The sequence below is a fragment of the Serratia sp. X3 genome (assembly GCF_014982455.1).
GTDB classification, from domain to species: domain Bacteria; phylum Pseudomonadota; class Gammaproteobacteria; order Enterobacterales; family Enterobacteriaceae; genus Serratia; species Serratia ureilytica.
In genome coordinates, this window is record NZ_JADCNB010000001.1 from 1,449,478 (window position 1) to 1,466,055 (window position 16,578).

At 59.4% G+C, this 16,578-nt stretch carries 16 protein-coding genes; 9 read left to right on the top strand and 7 right to left on the bottom strand.

The features are described 5' to 3' along the window. Positions 1-53 precede the first annotated feature (53 nt). Both IMX17_RS06715 and IMX17_RS06720 read right to left on the bottom strand, forming a co-directional pair. Positions 54-2,147: a prolyl oligopeptidase family protein gene (locus IMX17_RS06715; protein ID WP_046898468.1), complete on the bottom strand. Its 2,094-nt coding sequence runs from the start codon at positions 2,145-2,147 to the stop codon at positions 54-56. A gap of 194 nt (positions 2,148-2,341) precedes the next feature. Continuing rightward, positions 2,342-2,905 carry a helix-turn-helix domain-containing protein gene (locus IMX17_RS06720; RefSeq protein ID WP_046898469.1) on the bottom strand — a complete coding sequence of 188 codons (564 nt, stop codon included), beginning with the start codon at positions 2,903-2,905 and terminating at the stop codon, positions 2,342-2,344. Between the two features lie 115 nt (positions 2,906-3,020). Between IMX17_RS06720 and IMX17_RS06725 the strand changes: the two genes are divergently transcribed. Together IMX17_RS06725 and IMX17_RS06730 are read left to right on the top strand one after the other, a co-directional pair. Beyond that, entirely contained in the window at positions 3,021-4,208 is a 1,188-nt protein-coding gene (locus tag IMX17_RS06725) for a benzoate/H(+) symporter BenE family transporter (RefSeq protein WP_046898470.1), read from the top strand. 100 nt (positions 4,209-4,308) lie between these two features. Further along, a complete protein-coding gene (locus IMX17_RS06730; protein WP_033652588.1) occupies positions 4,309-4,812 on the top strand; it encodes a cupin domain-containing protein in 504 nt (167 codons plus the stop codon). On the opposite strand, the gene IMX17_RS06735 is transcribed toward IMX17_RS06730, so the two are convergent. Continuing rightward, entirely contained in the window at positions 4,777-5,631 is an 855-nt protein-coding gene (locus IMX17_RS06735; RefSeq protein WP_046898471.1) for an aminoglycoside phosphotransferase family protein, read from the bottom strand. The genes IMX17_RS06730 and IMX17_RS06735 overlap by 36 nt on opposite strands. A 183-nt stretch (positions 5,632-5,814) precedes the next feature. On the opposite strand from IMX17_RS06735, the gene IMX17_RS06740 reads away from it, so the two are divergent. Then, positions 5,815-6,195 (top strand): RidA family protein, encoded by a 381-nt coding sequence (locus tag IMX17_RS06740; protein WP_033644265.1) that lies wholly within the window; start codon positions 5,815-5,817, stop codon positions 6,193-6,195. 7 nt (positions 6,196-6,202) lie between these two features. On the opposite strand, the gene IMX17_RS06745 is transcribed toward IMX17_RS06740, so the two are convergent. Next, positions 6,203-6,583: a nuclear transport factor 2 family protein gene (locus tag IMX17_RS06745; RefSeq protein WP_046898472.1), complete on the bottom strand. Its 381-nt coding sequence runs from the start codon at positions 6,581-6,583 to the stop codon at positions 6,203-6,205. Positions 6,584-6,859: 276 nt separating this feature from the next. Between IMX17_RS06745 and IMX17_RS06750 the strand changes: the two genes are divergently transcribed. After that, on the top strand, positions 6,860-7,129 hold the full coding sequence (locus IMX17_RS06750; RefSeq protein ID WP_004938382.1) for a hypothetical protein: 270 nt from the start codon (positions 6,860-6,862) through the stop codon (positions 7,127-7,129). Here the strand turns inward: IMX17_RS06750 and IMX17_RS06755 are convergent. Next, entirely contained in the window at positions 7,126-7,518 is a 393-nt protein-coding gene (locus tag IMX17_RS06755; RefSeq protein WP_072627681.1) for a nuclear transport factor 2 family protein, read from the bottom strand. The genes IMX17_RS06750 and IMX17_RS06755 overlap by 4 nt on opposite strands. Before the next feature lie 200 nt (positions 7,519-7,718). Between IMX17_RS06755 and IMX17_RS06760 the strand changes: the two genes are divergently transcribed. The 4 genes from IMX17_RS06760 (at position 7,719) to gstA (ending at position 10,718) form a co-directional block, all read left to right on the top strand. After that, entirely contained in the window at positions 7,719-8,414 is a 696-nt protein-coding gene (locus tag IMX17_RS06760; protein WP_209333048.1) for an HD domain-containing protein, read from the top strand. Positions 8,415-8,509: 95 nt separating this feature from the next. Beyond that, the gene (locus IMX17_RS06765) at positions 8,510-8,773 is read left to right on the top strand and encodes a DUF3811 domain-containing protein (protein WP_182264554.1); all 264 of its coding nucleotides are present in this window, start codon (positions 8,510-8,512) and stop codon (positions 8,771-8,773) included. Between the two features lie 362 nt (positions 8,774-9,135). After that, the gene (gene dapA / locus IMX17_RS06770; RefSeq protein WP_042784387.1) at positions 9,136-10,020 is read left to right on the top strand and encodes a 4-hydroxy-tetrahydrodipicolinate synthase; all 885 of its coding nucleotides are present in this window, start codon (positions 9,136-9,138) and stop codon (positions 10,018-10,020) included. Positions 10,021-10,112: 92 nt separating this feature from the next. Next, complete coding sequence (gstA, locus tag IMX17_RS06775) at positions 10,113-10,718, top strand: glutathione transferase GstA (RefSeq protein WP_046898475.1); 606 nt, start codon at positions 10,113-10,115, stop codon at positions 10,716-10,718. A 39-nt stretch (positions 10,719-10,757) separates the two neighbouring features. On the opposite strand, the gene pdxY is transcribed toward gstA, so the two are convergent. Further along, positions 10,758-11,618 (bottom strand): pyridoxal kinase PdxY, encoded by an 861-nt coding sequence (gene pdxY / locus IMX17_RS06780; protein ID WP_046898476.1) that lies wholly within the window; start codon positions 11,616-11,618, stop codon positions 10,758-10,760. Positions 11,619-12,025: 407 nt separating this feature from the next. On the opposite strand from pdxY, the gene IMX17_RS06785 reads away from it, so the two are divergent. Further along, complete coding sequence (locus IMX17_RS06785; protein ID WP_182264555.1) at positions 12,026-15,100, top strand: DUF4214 domain-containing protein; 3,075 nt, start codon at positions 12,026-12,028, stop codon at positions 15,098-15,100. A gap of 70 nt (positions 15,101-15,170) precedes the next feature. Here the strand turns inward: IMX17_RS06785 and tyrS are convergent, their stop codons facing one another. Continuing rightward, positions 15,171-16,445, bottom strand: a complete 1,275-nt coding sequence (gene tyrS, locus IMX17_RS06790) for a tyrosine--tRNA ligase (RefSeq protein ID WP_033642931.1) — start codon at positions 16,443-16,445, stop codon at positions 15,171-15,173. Positions 16,446-16,578 lie beyond the last annotated feature (133 nt).

A 16,578-nucleotide genomic window follows, 5' to 3' on the forward strand; every position in this document is an offset into this window, starting at 1 on the left:
TAGAAACGCCGGGGTTAACCCCCGGCGTTTTTTTATGCCCGCAAGAAACGTGTTTACGCTGGCTTGCGCTTGCCGCTCAGGTTGGCCCACATGAATTCGCTCACCAGCGCGCTGTGGAACGCCGCCTGTTGCTTGTCGGCGGCGGCGCTGTGCCCACCCTCGGTATTTTCGTAGAAGTAAGCCTGCTGATACCCCATCGCCTGCATGCGCGCCGCCATTTTGCGCGCGTGGGCCGGGTTGACCCGATCGTCGCTGGTGGCGGTATAGAACAGCACCGGCGGATAGGCCGTTTTCGCCTGAATATTGTGGTACGGCGAGAAGGTTTTGATATAGGCCCACTGCTCCGGCTTGCTCGGATCGCCGTATTCCGCGATCCACGACGCGCCGGCGGAGAGTTGGGTATAGCGCTGCATGTCCAACAGCGGCACTTCGCAGACGATGCAGCCGAACAGCTGCGGATACAGCGTCAGCATATTGCCTACCAGCAGGCCGCCGTTGCTGCCGCCGCGCGCGCCGAGATGCGGCGCCGAAGTCACCTTGCGCGCGAACAGGTCTTCGGCCACGGCGGCGAAATCCTCATAGGCGCGATGACGATGCTGCTTGAGCGCCGCCTGATGCCACGCCGGACCATACTCGCCGCCGCCGCGGATGTTGGCCACCACATACACCCCGCCGCGCTCCAGCCAGGCCGGCGCCTTGCCGCCGAGATAGCCCGGCAACAGCGGCACTTCAAACCCGCCGTAGCCGTACAGCAGCGTCGGCGTGCTGCCGTCCAGCTTGAGATCTTTGGCGGCGATCTGGAAATACGGCACGCGGGTGCCGTCCTTGGAGCGCGCGTAATGCTGGCTGACCTGATAGCCGGCGGCGTCAAAGTCCTGCGGCGCCTGTTTCAGCAGCGTCGCTTCCCCGCCGTCGAGGTTGCCCATATATAGCGAGGTCGGTTGCAGGAACCCGCTGACGGTCAGGAAATAGGCGTTGCTCTCGTCGTCGATGCCGCCGGCGGAAATGGTGCTGATGGCGCCGGGGTTGCCCAGCGGGCGACGTTGCCAGCTGCCGCCCTGCGGCGTCAGCACCTCCAGCCGGTTGACCACATTATCCATGATGCTGAGGATCAGATGATCGCGGGTGCCGCTGTAGCCGCTCAGCGCCTGCTCCGCCGTCGGGGTAAACAGCGGCTGCAGCTCGCGCTTGCCCGCCAGATAGTCATCGAAGTTGGCCGCCAGCAGCGAGCCGGACGGATAGCGCTTGCCGCCCACGTCCCAATCGCTGCTCGGTTTGATCAGCAGCCATTCCCGATGCGTATCCAACTCGGCGTCGGCCGGGATGTCGATTTTTTTCTGCCGGCCGTCCTGAGCCAGCAAGAAATAGTCACGGCGATAGAAGTCCAGGCTGCGGCCGACGAAATCGCGTTCAAAGCCCGGCGTGCGATCGTGATAGGCGAAGACCGCCATGTCCTCGGGCTGCGCTTCGTACAGCGTTTCGGCCGCGCTCAGCGGCGTGCCGCGCCGCCAGCGTTTGGCGATGCGCGCGTAGCCGGACTGGGTCATCGAGCCGGGGCCGAAGTCGGTGGCGATGAACAGCGTGTCCCGATCGACCCAGGAGACCCGGCTTTTCGCCACCGGCACGTTGAAGCCGTCTTTGACGAAGCGTTTGGCCACCAGATCGAATTCGCGGATTTCGGTGGCGTCACCGCCGTCCGGCGACAGTTGCATCAGGCAGTAGCGATATTCCGGCGCCAGCGGTTGCGAACCCTGATAGACCCAATCCTTGCCCTCGGCTTTGCCCAACGCATCGATATCCAGCACCGTCTCCCAGGCCGGTTTGGCCTTGCGATACTCGTCCAGCGTAGTGCGCCGCAGCAGGCCACGCGGGTTGGCTTTATCCTGCCAGAAGTTGTAATAGAACTCGCCGCGTTTGCTCACCCACGGGATCTGAGTGTCTTTATTGAGGATATCCAGGACCTCGCGCTCAATGCGCTGAAAGTCTTCGCCCTGGGCGAAGCGCGCGGTAGTGCGTTGATTTTCCTGCTGCACCCAGTGCAGCGCTTTTTTACCCTGCAGCTCTTCCAGCCACAGGAATTCATCGCCGGCGGCCGCGCCGCCCTCCGCCGCCATCGCCAGGCGGATACTGTTGGGTAATGAAGTCATCGCGAATACGGCTCCTGCGGTTTGCGCACTGAGTTTAATAAACTGACGTCGATTGGTGACCGGCAAAATCAAGCTCCTTTTGAGTCGGCTGCAACGCCGCCTCGTCATGGGCGACAGCCTGTGAAATAAGAGTCATTTTCAACAAGGTAGGCGTTTGGCGGCGCGGAGTCAAAGCCCGCGGCCGCCGCGTTGAGTCAGGATTGAGGATAGTGGATCAGATCGTGAATGCGCACCGTGTGTGAACCGGCGTTGCGGTAGGCGTGTGGCCGATCGGCCTGAAAGCGCATCGCTTCGCCGGCCGCCAGGCTGTGCCACTCGCCGTCTATCGCCAATTCTAATCGGCCGCTGATCACGATCACATGCTCGATCACGCCCGGCTCATGGGGCGACGATTCGCTGAGCGCGCCCGGCGCGAGATCGATGACGAACATGTCGAAACCCAGCTGGCGATCGTAGGGAAACAGCGGCACCACGCGCATATCGGCGTTGTTCTGATCGTACACCGGCAGCTCGCCGTAGCGGTGCAGCGTCGCCTGCTGCTGCGCGGGCGACGCCTCAAGAAAGGCGGAGAACGCCACGTTGAAACCGGTGGCGATCTTCCACAGCGTCGCCACCGTCGGGCTGGATTCGCCGCGTTCGATCTGCCCAAGCATCGCTTTGCTGACGCCGGTGCATTCTGCCGCCTGCGTCAGGCTCCAGCCGCGCTGCGCGCGCAACGTGCGAAGGGTGTGCGCCAAATGGCCGGCAAGTTCCTGCATCCTGTTCTCCTCTGCGTATCGCGCTCGATTATACTCGCTTGTGCGCTATAGCGCACGGTGCTATGCTGATTTCTTACCGTGCGTTATAACGCACAATTATCGATTGGAGCTGCTCATGCGCCCTGCCGTCACCCTGCGTCACCTGACTCTGCCTGCCGTCATGGCCGGCTTTGTCGCCGTTCTGGTCGGCTACACCAGCTCTGCCGCCATCATTTTCCAGGCCGCCGCCGCCGCAGGCGCCACACCGGCGCAGATCGGCGGCTGGCTGAGCACGCTTGGGATCGCGATGGGCGTCACCTCGCTGGGGCTTTCGCTGTACTATCGCACCCCGATCCTCACCGCGTGGTCGACGCCAGGCGCGGCGCTGCTGGTCACCAGCCTGCCCGGCACGCCGATCAATGAGGCTATCGGGGTGTTCATCTTCGCGTCGGGCCTGATCCTGCTCTGCGGCATCACCGGACTGTTCGCCCGCCTGATGGATTATATTCCGCAGGCGATTTCTGCCGCGATGTTGGCGGGGATCCTGCTGCGTTTCGGGCTGGACGCCTTCGCTTCGCTGCAGCTCAATTTCCTCCTCAGCGCCGGTATGGGGCTGGCCTATCTGCTCAGCCGCCGTTACCTGCCGCGCTATGCCATCGTATTGACGCTGGCGATTGGGCTGGCGATCGCCGCGCTACAGGGCGATATCCATCTGGCGCAACAGGCGCCGGCGGTGGCCGTGCCGGAGTTTATCGCGCCGCATTTCAGCTGGCCGACGCTGCTCGGCATCGGCGTGCCCTTCTTCGTGGTCACCATGGCTTCACAGAACGCCCCCGGGATCGCTACGCTGCAGGCGGCGGGCTACCGTGTCCCCACCTCACCGCTGATCGCCTGGACGGCGCTGACCGCGCTGCTGCTGGCGCCATTCGGCGGTTTCTCGGTGTGCATCGCCGCCATTACCGCCGCGATTTGCATGGGGCCGGACGTGCATCCCGATCCACAGCGGCGCTATATGGGCGCGGTGGCCGCCGGCGGCTTCTATTTATTGGCCGGGTTGTTCGGCGGCGCCATCGGCCTGCTGTTCAGCGCGTTGCCGGTCGCCTTGATCCACACCATCGCCGGGCTGGCGCTGCTCGGCACCATCGGCGGCAGCCTGCAACGCGCGCTGCACGATGAAAAACAGCGCGACGCGGCGCTGATCGCCTTCCTCATCACCGCCTCCGGCGTCACGTTGCTCGGCATCGGTTCGGCATTCTGGGGCATTGTCGGCGGCGCCATCGCACATCTGCTGCTGTCGCTGCCGCGGCGAACCACCGTGACGTAACGGGCGGTCTACATTGACAAGCGGCGCCGTGGCGCCTTCACTTTCTCTGTCGTCTGAATGTCAATTCACATAATAAGTGACGCCGTCACCAAGGAAGCTTATGACCGAGAAAGCCGCGCTGTTGGCCCAGCGCTTGATACGCAATGTCGAACAGGTAGAGATGAAGCATGACCGGCGGCCGCCGCTGTATGACAGCGTCGGCGCGCGTCTCGGCACCGGCACTGCCGCGGACAAGCTGGGCGCCTCCTTCGATTGTGTGGCGCCGGGCATGCGTTCCTGCCCCTACCATTTTCACTACGCTCAGGAGGAAATGTTCATCATTCTGGAAGGCAGCGGTACGCTGCGGGTGGCCGGAGAAATGCTGCCGATCGTCAGCGGAGATGTCATTTTCATTCCGCCTGGCCCGGAATACCCGCACCAGATCATCAACACCTCCGATGCACCGCTGAAGTATCTGTCCGTCAGCACGCGCGAACAGCCGGAAGTGGTGATGTATCCGGACTCAGGCAAATACCAGGCGATGGCGCGCGGCAATGACGGCGAGCAGGTGCGTTACCTGCAGCGCCCTTCAGCCTCGCTCGATTACTGGCAGGATGAACCCTGAATCGCCGTCCGGCAACGTGAGATCCAGCGCGCGCGCCGCCAGTTCCGCGACGCGAAAATCGATGTCCGCCGCCTGGCCGTCTTCCATGAACCAGGCGGCGGAAAGCCCCGACCAGGCCAGGATCCATTGCAGCAGACGCCGGCGATCCAGCCCGGCCAACCGGCACACCTGTTCCACGCGGCGATGGAAAATGGCCGGATCGGTGGCGACGCCGTAGTTGGGATTGCAGAAGATGTTGGCGTAATCGAAGCCTCGTTCACCGTACAAACGCTTGGGATCGATCGCCAGCCAACCGCGTGCGCCAAAGTCCAGCACATTGTCATGGTGGATATCCCCATGCAACACGCTTTCTTCTCGCGGGCTGCTCAACAGCTCCGCCGCCGCCGTGGCGCTGAGACGCAGCATGCCGCCGTGCGCCTGGGCCGCCGGCCACAGCGAGCTGAACCACTCCTGCAACGGGATAAGCTCAGGCAACGGCGCCGCCCGCGGCGCATGCAAGGCGGCGATCGCCCGGCACAGGATCTGCGTGGCTTGTTCATCGTCGCCGTCACGCACCAGCTGCGCCAACGACCCTTCGCCCTGCGCGCGCTCCAGCAAAATGCCGTCGTCGTGCCACGCCAGCACCTGCGCGGCGCCTTCTCCACGCCACCAGCACATCAGCTGCCCGCCGAAGCGCTCCTCCTGCTCGCGGGCGATCTTCAGCATGGCCGCCGCGCCCCGGTAACGCACCGGCATCAATAGACTGCTGTGGGTTTCGAAGGCTTTGCCGTCCTGCTCCAATTGCCAGCGCTGCAGGTAGGGAGTAAAAAGCGGGTTCATCGTCTCATGCGTCCTTGTGGCCGATCTGCGCCGCACTGTCACATTCGCGTGAGAGACGGCGTATAACATAAAGGGGGGATGATTCTCTCAGATATCATCGGTGTGCGGCGCTTTGCCGCGTTTTCTCCAGTATCCTAACCAAGTTTGTCGATTTTATTAACCGGTCTTGCGCGGGGTTTGACCATGACATCATTAAAACGCATTAATTATCCGCAATTGCCTACGCCGGGTGGCCCTTATGTGCACGCCGTGCGCCACGGCGATCGCCTGTACGTATCGGGCTTGACGGCCTTCGCCACCGACGCGCAGGGCTTGAGCGCGCCGCAGCAAACGCAGGAGATCCTCGAGCAATTGGCGACCATCGCCGCCAGCGAAGGCGTCAATCTCAAGGCATTGATTAAAATCAGCGTGTTTCTGACCGACATCGCCGATCTGGCGAGCGTGCGCCCGGTGCTGTTTGACTATTTCGACGGCGCGCTGCCGGCCTGTTCATTGATGGCGGTCAGCGCGTTGTTCTCACCTGCGGTGTGCGTGGAAATTGAGGCGGTGATGGCGTTGCAATAATGTGCGGCTAGAGCGCGCCTTCGTCCGGCACGCAGGGGCCGATCTTGAACCAGGCTTTGGCGATCTGCCCCTGTTCCACTTCGTAAATGGCGATGACATCCATTTTGCCGCGCCCCTGCGGGAAGTTGCGCGTCACCACCTCCTGATCGACCACCATATTCCCCACCGCCATGCGCTTTATCCGTTCGCCGTACAGGCTCGGCTCGCGAAAGCGCGCCAGATGCCGTTCGCGGATCGCCGCCTTGCCGCTGGCCAGCAGCGTGTCGGGGTGTTCGTAATACTGCGCGTCATCCGCCCAGCAGGCCATAAAGGCCTCGATATCGCGGGCGTTATAGGCGTCAAGCTGTTGTTGAACCACATCCTGCGGGCGTGCCGTCTTATCGTTCATCATGTTCTCCTGCCGAAGTTAACCGCCGCATACGTCGAACCCATCACGTTAACCGCCCAGTGCTACGGCTTGATGACACAGCGCCAATTGAATAAAAACACGAAAATAGCGAATAAATAACCTATCACGCCCGATAAGCAATACAAGCGTCCGCGCATAAATTTTCAGCGTACTCCGGGGAACGCTGAAAACCGCCTGACGGCGTGCGTTAATCTTTGCGGCAGTTGGCAGGATTCTGCTAATTTAGCGTGAACAGCCTGATGATAACGAAACGCTATGCAGCAAAAACCGGTGTTGGACGAAGCCAGACAGTTAAAACGACTCAACGCAGCCACGCGGCGCCAATCCCATATGTACAAATGGATCGCGCTGATTGCTGCGCTGGATGCGCTGTTGGTGTTTTGGTATGACCGGGATATGCGCAACGTCACCTTCTCGGGAGCGGTTGCGCTGGTGTGCGGCTATTTGTGGATCCGCGATCGCAACAAGGCTCGGGGTTACCGGCGCGAGTTTGACCGCAAATTCGGCAAGCGCAGCGGCGATTAAGGCTGCATCGCTTCCAGCACTTTAGCGCTGTCGACAATCTGCACGAACTTCACGATCTTGCCGGCGCGCACCGTATAAATATGCGCAAAGGAGGCGCTGAAGGATTTGCCGGTGGCCCGGTAAGTGCCGTGATAAAAACCTTGGGCAATCACGTTGTCGCCGGCGTCGTAAAAGTGATCGACATCGGCGCGGTAACCTTGCCATTCGCTGCCCAAACGCTGATGCACGTTCTTGATGATATTCTCCGGGCCGATATAAGTACCGGCGTAAGGGAAGCCGGCGGCTTCGGTCCACTCGGCATCGGGGGCCAGCGCCGCCAACAGATTACGGCCGTTTTCTTCGGAACTGCCTTCGTAAGTCGCGCGCACTATCTCAAGAGGGGTTGGCATGTCTCTTCTCCCATGGCTGATAAGGATATTCCGACCATCTCCGCGGACACAGGCTCTCACCAGGCGGAGACGGCGGAATGCGGCTATTCTAGGTTGCTTGTTTCGCTGCAAAAACCGCAGTTATGACAATAGTAGGTTGCACTTTAGTAAACAATAGTCGTCTTCTGTCACTCTCTCGACCTACGACGCGGCTATGCTGATTGCCCGATTTCCCCCAACAGGAGCTGAACGTGTCTTTACCCTCGCTGACGCAAGAGCTGTTACAGCCGTTTTCCCCCTACCAGACGCTGGCGCAAACGCTGCTGCCGCTCACCCTCGACTCGGACGATGGCTCGCACGATGTGGCGCACCTGCACCGAGTCTGGAAGAACTGCCGCCGCATCAGCAAGCTGGAAGGCGGCGACCGGCGCATTCTCTGCGCGGCGGTGCTGCTGCATGACGCCGTGGCGGTGGAAAAGAATTCGCCGCAGCGTCACCTGGCTTCGCGCATGGCGGCGCAGCAAGCCACGCTGACGCTGACCCGGCTCGAATGGTCGCCGGCGGACATCGCGGCGGTGGCCCACGCTATCGAAGCACACAGTTTTTCCGCCGGCATCCCCCCGCAAACGCTGGAAGCGAAGATCCTGCAGGACGCCGATCGTCTCGACGCCATTGGCCTGATTGGCGTAGCCCGCTGCTTCTATATCGGCGGCCGCATGCGCAGCGCGCTGTATGACGCTGCGGACCCGCGGGCCGAACATCGTCAATACGACGACAAGCGTTTCAGCCTGGATCACTTCGAAACCAAGCTCTTCAAGCTGCAAGACGGCTTCCAGACCGCCGCCGGGCGACAGATGGCCGAGCAGCGCACCGAACGCATGCGACGCTTTGTCGACGATCTGCTGGAAGAGGTGTAACCTGGGCTTACGGGGCATTTTCGTTATGCCCATAACATTTTCGGTCACATAACGCCGTTAAACTGAAAGCCAACTTCACCGAACGGGCGGCAAAGATGAAAAAGTTGACGTTGAAAGAGATGACGGAAAGCGAGCAACGGGAAGTCAAAACCGAGCTGGACAAAGCGCGTAAAAGCCACGGCCGGCCGCTGACCAACGCCGAACAGCACAAGGTCAAAGATGCAGTGGTGGCGCGCATCATGGCCGCCAGAGCGAAGCTCGCCAAGGCAGAGCGCGCGGAACGCAAGGCCAACCGCTACCGGCCAAGCGGCGACACCTTCAGTTGGTCCGCCACCATCGGTACCCGCCCGCCGCGCTGAGCCAGCCAAACAATCCCCGCCGCCGCGGGGATTGTCGTTTATTAGCCAAATTCATCTGCCCTCACCCATCATGAATAACAATGTTATCAATCTGTTGTAAATTGACAGCCTGATGAAGAATATTCATTATCACCCCCACATCCTCTTTTCACGAGACTGCCATGGCCTATCCGCGCAACGTTAATACACCGATTCTCCCGGCGTTGCCCGTTGGCGGTTTGGCGGCGGTTACATCGAAGAAACAGACGCTCATTTGACCGGGGCGAGCTGTCCCGTCAGATGAGCTGACTGGATGGCCTGCAACGCCCCGCCTTCAATTTTCTCATCTGGCTTCTCTGTCGGTCACACAGAAGGAATATTTTATGGCCTCATTTTCGGGTATTTGGGTGGCGATGGTTACCCCTTTCAATCAAGATGCCGTCGATCTGCCGGCGGTTAAACGCCTGGCGCGGCACCTGCTCGACGCCGGCATCGACGGTCTGGTGGTCTGCGGCTCTACCGGTGAAGCCGCCGCGCTAAGCAAGGAAGAACAGCTGGCGGTGCTCGACGCCGTGCTGGAGGTGGCGCCCGCCCATCAGGTGGTGATGGGACTTTCCGGCAATAACATGGCCGCCACGCTGCAGATGCAACAGGCCATTCAACTGCGCGACATCGCCGGCGTGCTGATCCCGGCGCCTTACTACATCCGCCCTTCGCAATGCGGCCTGATAGACTATTTCACCCAGTTGGCCGACGCCTCCACCGTGCCGGTGATCCTGTACAACATTCCGCAGCGCACCGGCATCGCCATGGAGCTGGCCACGCTGCGCCGGCTCGCACGTCACCCGCGCATCACCGCCATCAAGGATTGCGGCGGCAACCCTGACGCCACCATGGCGCTGATCGCCGACGGCGAAATCGATGTGATGACCGGGGAAGACAATCTGATCCTCACCACGCTGTGCCTCGGCGGCACCGGCGCCATCTCAGCCGCCGCGCATGTTCACCCTGAACGTTTCGTCCAGCTGGTGCAGCAGGTCGCCGCCGGCGATCTGGCCGCGGCGCGCAGCAACTTCTATGAGCTGTTGCCGATGATCCACCAGATGTTCAGCTTCCCGAATCCGGCGCCGGTCAAGACCGTGCTGGCCCAACAGGGGCTGATCGCCAACGAACTGCGCTCGCCGATGCAGGTGGCGCCACAGGCGCTGCAGCAGCAGATCGCCGCGACGCTGGCGCAGCTGCAGCCCGCCGAGGCGATCGTCGGTTAAATTTGTTAGCTAAGCCGCTGTAATTTTGGCGCTGTGGGACTACGATGAGAGGTTAAGCATGCCCGTCATTCGTCATCAACAAGGAGCTTCCGATGAAACTGTTCTATAAAGCCGGCGCCTGTTCGCTGTCCCCGCATATCGTGCTGCGTGAGGCAGGGCTGGATTTTACGGCGGAGAAGGTCGATCTGGCGCAGAAGAAAACCGAGAGCGGCGCCGATTATCTCGCCATCAACCCCAAGGGACAGGTGCCGGCGCTGCTGCTGGATGACGGCAGCCTGCTGACCGAAGGCGTGGCGATCGTGCAATACCTGGCGGACCGCGTGCCGGACCGCAACCTGATCCCGGCGGCGGGCACCCTGTCGCGCTACCACGCGATCGAATGGCTGAACTACATCGCCACCGAGCTGCACAAAGGGTTCAGCCCGCTGTTCAACCCGAAGACGCCCGAGGAATATAAAACCATCGCGCGCGCCAGGCTGGAGCAGCAGTTCAGCTATCTGGATTCGGTGCTGGCGAAGCAGCATTTCCTGTTGGGAAGCCGTTTCAGCGTGGCCGACGCCTACCTGTTCACCGTGCTGCGCTGGGCATTCGCCCTGCAGTTCGATGTGCGCCAGCACGCCCATCTGGCGGCCTGGTTCGATCGCGTTGCGGCGCGCCCGGCGGTGGATGCGGCGCTGAACGCCGAAGGACTGAAGTAAGGTTCAGCCTCGGCGGCTCTCGCCGGGGCCCGATGCCGCTTACAGTTTGACCGCTTTGAACTCGCTGCGCGGCTGCACGATCCGATCCTGCGCCGCCACCACCTGCAGTTCGTACTCGCCCATCTCCTGCGTGGTCAGCATCACCTCATACACGGCGGCGGTCACGTGCTCCAACGCTTTATCCAGCGCCTCGCCCTTCAGCAGATCCACCAGCAGCAGACCACTGGTCAAATCGCCGACGCCGACCGGCTGACGCGCCCCGAAGTCCACCAGTGGCCGGCTGATGTGCCAGGCTTCGTCCGCCGTCACCAGCAGCATTTCGAAACAGTCGGTGTGATAGCCGGCACGGGCCAGATGCTTGACCAGCACCAACCGCGGCCCCTTGGCGATCAGCGCTCGAGCGGCCTGCACCGCGTCGTCCACGTTGGCGACGGCCATCTGGCTCAGCATTTCCAGCTCCAGCAGGTTCGGCGCCACCATGTCGCTGCACGGCAACGCCTGACGGCAGTGAAACTCGGCCACCCCCGGCGCCACGATGCAGCCCTTTTCCGGATGTCCCATCACCGGATCGCAGAAATACCAGGCGTTCGGATTCGCCTGCTTAACCTGACGCACGATCGCCAGAATATGGTCGCCCTGCTCCGGCGAACCGATATAACCGCTCAGCACCGCATCACAGCGCTTCAGCTGATCGATATTGGCGATGCCCTGCGCGATCTCGCTCAGGTGGCTGGCCGGCATGACGCAGCCGGTCCACTGGCCGTATTGCGTATGGTTGGAGAACTGCACCGTGTTCAGCGGCCAGACGTTGACGCCCATGCGGCGCATCGGAAACTCCGCCGCACTGTTGCCGGCGTGACCAAACACCACGTGCGACTGGATAGAAAGAATGTTTTTCATCGGAACAACTGACCTCGCCATGCCGTGTGCATCAGCCCGCGGCGAAATGAAAATGGGTGCATAACGCGAAAACGTCATACCGGCGCTGTTAAAAACAAGAAATGAGAGGAATTTTTATGCTTTCGACGGCGGCGTATTGTAGCGAAAAGTCCGATTCAAAAAAAGCCGAGAACCGCCATGCAAGGCCTCTGCGACCTGAAAATCCGGGATCTTCCCACGGCCGCTGAATTGCATTTCGACGACATTAGCCATGGCCTGATGGTCATTAGCGGCCACCTCGCGTCGTGGGAGGCCGCACTTTCAACAAATACAGAATTTCCTTAGGTTCACTCACATTGCAATCAGGCTGTTTTGGGCTGTACTTGTCGATGCCTCGCACTTATTTTAACAACACACAGGGAAATATCATGAGCCTACTGACCTTGCAACAAGGTGTAGCCAAGCTGTTCTATGCCACATTGGGCAAAAAAGCCGATGATGACGCGTTGAATTATTTCGCCAAAAAACTGGAGAAAGGCGATTACACGCAAAGTGAATTAGCCAATATGTTTATTCGTTCGCAAGACGGGCAACATCGCTACGATGGCCTGACCACCAGCCAAAAAATACAATACATCTATCAGAATACCACCGGCGCACAGCCGGATGCCTTGACGCTGAACGCGCTCACCACGCAGGTCAACGCGGGAAAATCTCTCGGCAACCTGACGACTGAATTGATCGCCAACGTCATAAACTACACAGGCAACGATGCCGGACTGCAAGCTCAACAACAGCATTTGCAGACGATCGTCAACACCACGCTGTATCCTTCAGAGCTGCTGCAACCGTCACAGCTCTCTGCAGCAGCAGATGTACAAGGTCTCTATTATCTGCTCGGTAGCATGACCCATTCCGCCGCCGTCCAATACTGGAGCGACCTGCTGGTTAGCGGCAAGAAAAACACCGTCGACATCGCCAATGCATTCATCGCCTCGAAAAGCTATATCCATTCACTCAGCAACGACGATTTTGTCAGGAAAATATTTTCGACGGGGTTTGGTAAAAGCGCCAGTGAGAGTGACCTGCAACAATACGTGAAGGGATTGAACGATCACAGTGAAACACGCGGTGATGTCATAGTGCGCATGATGGATGACATCAGAAATGACGCCGCCGCCACCACCGCCAAGCAAAACTTCACGGCGGCAACTCATGTCTATGGACCAGGTGAATTACCGCCGCCCGTTTATACCGAAGCGGTGATGGCACTGTACCTGACGGTTGCCGGAACCGCCGCTGACGCCACTGCGCTCGATACCTTTAGCCGTTTGTTGGCCAGCGGCACCTCTCACAGCGATCTGCTTAAAATGTTGTCAAGCGCTTACCAATTCCGCAACGCCGGAGATTATCAAAAGATTTACCTCAAACTCTATGGCCAGCCACTCGACAGCGCTTCAGCGCAGGCTATCCTGCTGAAGGCCGGCAACGACAATATCAAGGCTTCCTCGCTGATTATCGATGCCTTCCGCGAAGGCAAATTCCCACTGGATAATCACCCCTACCCGCCCCAGGCCAGTCTGCTGAAAAACTTCGATATAAAATTGGGCGATGCATTGGGCTATCAACGGGACTTCAACGGAACGTTCAGCCTGTCGGATAGCGGTAAACTGGTGGCCAGCATTAATGGCAGAGGGGATCATGAGGTCACCAATGCCGAGATAGTCACGTTGAGTCAGATCAACCTCAACGTCAATACGCCCACGAACCTTGATGTGACAGCCTTGAAGAATGTTAATTCCATCGTGCTGTCCGGTCTCTATGCTACGAACACCATGGTGCTCTCTTCGCTGGGCAATAAATTCGTTTCTCTGCGCCTCAACGATGCCAATATCGCCAATGCGGATGCCGCTTTACCCATCAGCTTTTTAAACGTCGTGGTTGAAGGAAGCAGCAGCCTGAACAATGCCCATATCAGCCTGATGGCGAAAAACTTGCTCTGGGCCGGCAATGGCGTCAACGGCGGCGCCAACCATATCGGCAGCCATTTTTTGGCAGAGGCTAAATCCGCGAGTTCGTCCACTATCACAATGCTGTCAGCTAACTTCATTACCAAATCAGTTTATCTGACCACAAATCAGCTCGGTAATCTCGACGGCAGTATCGTCAGCAACGTCAACCAATTCAGATATTTTGACTATATCGATCTGACTCACTACAAAGGAACCGGCGACATTTATCTCGACGGAAAATGGGTTGCCAGCGAAGGCAGCAAGGTCTTCGACTTTGGTCTTTTCAGCCAAAATGCCGGCATCCACAACGCGGCTTACGCCAACGTATCCTCCCTCACCCAAGCCGAGTTGCCCCTGAGCAACGGCAACGGTTATACCGGCCACGCCGGTGGGATTATTTCGGCTTATTCCGGCGACCTGACACTGCTTAACGTCAGCAATGACTCGTTCAAACTGGCCGGCGGTCTGACAAGCAACAGCCATATTCATATTCATGATACCCGGCAAAGCGATACCCGCTTTACGTTGGAATTCACCAAAGACAGCGGCAAGTTCTTCGATTTGGATATGGGCACGTTCAGCTTTACCTCTGACCATAAACAAACGCTGGAAGTCTATATGGGCAGCAACGCAGAAATGGTGCAAAACCGCACCATGACGCTCAGCGGCGGGGACAACTCAATTTCCGACCTGCTACTGACCGGTGCGATGTATGCCGGCGATCAAGCACTGGTGCTCAACCTCACCGTCGCGGCGGATTTCAGCGATAATCTGCAAACCATTCGCGGAAACGACTACATCGATCGCCGCTTTTATTCGGATATGAAGCTGCAGTTAGTGGCGGAGAAAGGCGGCACCGGTGGCGGCAGCTTCTACAACACATTGAACTCCTTGGCCAACAAAGACGATTTCAGCACTGTCATCAACGCATTGAACGGGCATCAACTGACCATCGACGATACCGGCCTGACGGTGTTGAAAGCACAGGTAAAAGGTAATACCACGGTGGACTCGGCACGGACACTCTCCTTCAGCGACAGTAAAATAGATGACATGGTCACCTTGAACGTCGGCTATCAGAATAGCGTGATCAATGTCGGTGATGCCGCCAGCCAATGGGTCTTCTCCAAGGCCGGCGATAAAACCGCCACGCTGTATGGCAGCGCGACCAGCGCCACCGAACTGCAGGCGGCGTTTAGCGGTCTGACGGGCGCCAACAACGCCCAGGCGCTGTTCTCGCAGGTTCTGGCGAAAATGACCAACGGCGCCAGCACTCACCAGTTGGCGGAAGTCGGTTTGCTTAAACTGGATAAGTCGGTCTATGTCATCGTGGATAAAAATCATAACCAGACGTTTGACGCCGATGATGTGGTGTTCTCGATCGGCAATCAGGATCCCTATCTGGCCGCCGTCTCTCTGCACTACCATGCGCCGGCCGTCACCGTGAACGGTCTTGCGGCCGAAAATTCGCCGTCGGAGGCGTTTGCCTAATCTTCATCCGCGCCATGCGAAAAAAAAGCCCGGGGAGACCCCGGGCTTTTCATGTCATGTAGCCTGACGCTTACTGCCAGTCCACCAGACAGTAGTGTTTCTTGCCGCGGCGCAGCAGCGTGTAACGGCCAAACAGACGGTCTGCATCGCTGAAGCGGTATTCGGCATCCGACTGTTTCTCGCCGTTGATGGTCACCGCGTTGGAACCGATCATGGTGCGCGCCTGGCCACGTGACGGCACCAGTTCGGCATTCACCAGCGCCTGTTGCAGATCGGCGTCGCGCTCAAGTTTGATGGTCGGCATGCCGTCCTGCGCCAGCTGGGCGAAGTCCGCTTCGGTCATGTCATGCAGCGCGCCGGAGAACAGGCTCTGGGTGATGCGCTTGGCGGCCGCCAGGCCTTCCGCACCGTGCACCATGCCGGTCACTTCTTCCGCCAGCACGTACTGGGCGCGCGGCGCCTTGCCGCTGTTCTTGTCTTCTTCTTCCAGCGCGTTGATCTCTTCCAGGCTCATGAAGGTGAAGAACTTCAGGAAGCGGTAAACGTCGGCGTCGGCGGTGTTGATCCAGAACTGGTAGAACTTGTACGGGCTGGTTTTTTCCGGCGCCAGCCAGACCGCGCCGCCTTCGGTTTTACCGAACTTGGTGCCGTCTGCTTTGGTGATCAACGGCACGGTCAGGCCGAACACCTGCTTCTGATGCTGGCGACGCGTCAGATCGATACCCGAGGTGATGTTGCCCCACTGATCGGAACCGCCGATCTGCAGCTCCACCTGGTGGCGGTTGTACAGTTCGGAGAAATCGAAGCCCTGCAGCAGGTTGTAGGAGAACTCGGTGAAGGAGATGCCGGAGTCGTCGCGATTCAGGCGCTGCTTGACCGCTTCCTTGTTGATCATCTGGTTGACGGAGAAGTGCTTGCCGATATCACGCAGGAAGGTCAGCACGTTCATGCCGCCGAACCAATCGTAGTTGTTGGCCGCGATAGCGCTGTTGCTGCCGCAGTCAAAATCGAGGAACGGGGAAACCTGTTTGCGGATCTTCTCCACCCACTCGTTCACCGTATCGGTGGTGTTCAGCTTGCGCTCCGCCGCTTTGAAGCTCGGATCGCCGATCAGGCCAGTGGCGCCGCCCACCAGCGCTACCGGTTTGTGGCCGGCCAGCTGGAAGCGCTTCAGGCACAACAGAGGAACCAGATGGCCCAAATGCAAGCTGTCAGCGGTCGGATCGAAACCGCAATACAGTGCAATTGGCCCTTGCGCCAGTCGCTCCGCTAACGCTTCCTCATCCGTAACCTGGGCAACGAGGCCCCGCTCTTGCAGTTGTTTAATCAAGTTGCTGCTTGCCATCAATGACTCCATGTATAAACGAATGCACCTTTGCCGGTACACGGCCTTTCGCCCAGTGGCGAAATAAAAATTCAGGGTAGCGCATAGAATAAAGCGCCGGCGGCGTCAGCACCAGCGCTTAGAGGGGGATTTT

What these genes read in the sequence shown, in the direction of transcription:
- IMX17_RS06765 (WP_182264554.1), top strand. Translation starts at nt 8,510, where the DNA reads ATGAAAAAGTTGACGTTGAAAGAGATGACGGAAAGCGAGCAACGGGAA.
- IMX17_RS06735 (WP_046898471.1), bottom strand. Translation starts at nt 5,631, where the DNA reads ATGAACCCGCTTTTTACTCCCTACCTGCAGCGCTGGCAATTGGAGCAG.
- IMX17_RS06755 (WP_072627681.1), bottom strand. Translation starts at nt 7,518, where the DNA reads ATGCCAACCCCTCTTGAGATAGTGCGCGCGACTTACGAAGGCAGTTCC.
- tyrS (WP_033642931.1), bottom strand. Translation starts at nt 16,445, where the DNA reads ATGGCAAGCAGCAACTTGATTAAACAACTGCAAGAGCGGGGCCTCGTT.
- gstA (WP_046898475.1), top strand. Translation starts at nt 10,113, where the DNA reads ATGAAACTGTTCTATAAAGCCGGCGCCTGTTCGCTGTCCCCGCATATC.
- IMX17_RS06745 (WP_046898472.1), bottom strand. Translation starts at nt 6,583, where the DNA reads ATGAACGATAAGACGGCACGCCCGCAGGATGTGGTTCAACAACAGCTT.
- IMX17_RS06715 (WP_046898468.1), bottom strand. Translation starts at nt 2,147, where the DNA reads ATGACTTCATTACCCAACAGTATCCGCCTGGCGATGGCGGCGGAGGGC.
- pdxY (WP_046898476.1), bottom strand. Translation starts at nt 11,618, where the DNA reads ATGAAAAACATTCTTTCTATCCAGTCGCACGTGGTGTTTGGTCACGCC.
- IMX17_RS06720 (WP_046898469.1), bottom strand. Translation starts at nt 2,905, where the DNA reads ATGCAGGAACTTGCCGGCCATTTGGCGCACACCCTTCGCACGTTGCGC.
- IMX17_RS06730 (WP_033652588.1), top strand. Translation starts at nt 4,309, where the DNA reads ATGACCGAGAAAGCCGCGCTGTTGGCCCAGCGCTTGATACGCAATGTC.
- IMX17_RS06725 (WP_046898470.1), top strand. Translation starts at nt 3,021, where the DNA reads ATGCGCCCTGCCGTCACCCTGCGTCACCTGACTCTGCCTGCCGTCATG.
- IMX17_RS06750 (WP_004938382.1), top strand. Translation starts at nt 6,860, where the DNA reads ATGCAGCAAAAACCGGTGTTGGACGAAGCCAGACAGTTAAAACGACTC.
- IMX17_RS06785 (WP_182264555.1), top strand. Translation starts at nt 12,026, where the DNA reads ATGAGCCTACTGACCTTGCAACAAGGTGTAGCCAAGCTGTTCTATGCC.
- IMX17_RS06740 (WP_033644265.1), top strand. Translation starts at nt 5,815, where the DNA reads ATGACATCATTAAAACGCATTAATTATCCGCAATTGCCTACGCCGGGT.
- dapA (WP_042784387.1), top strand. Translation starts at nt 9,136, where the DNA reads ATGGCCTCATTTTCGGGTATTTGGGTGGCGATGGTTACCCCTTTCAAT.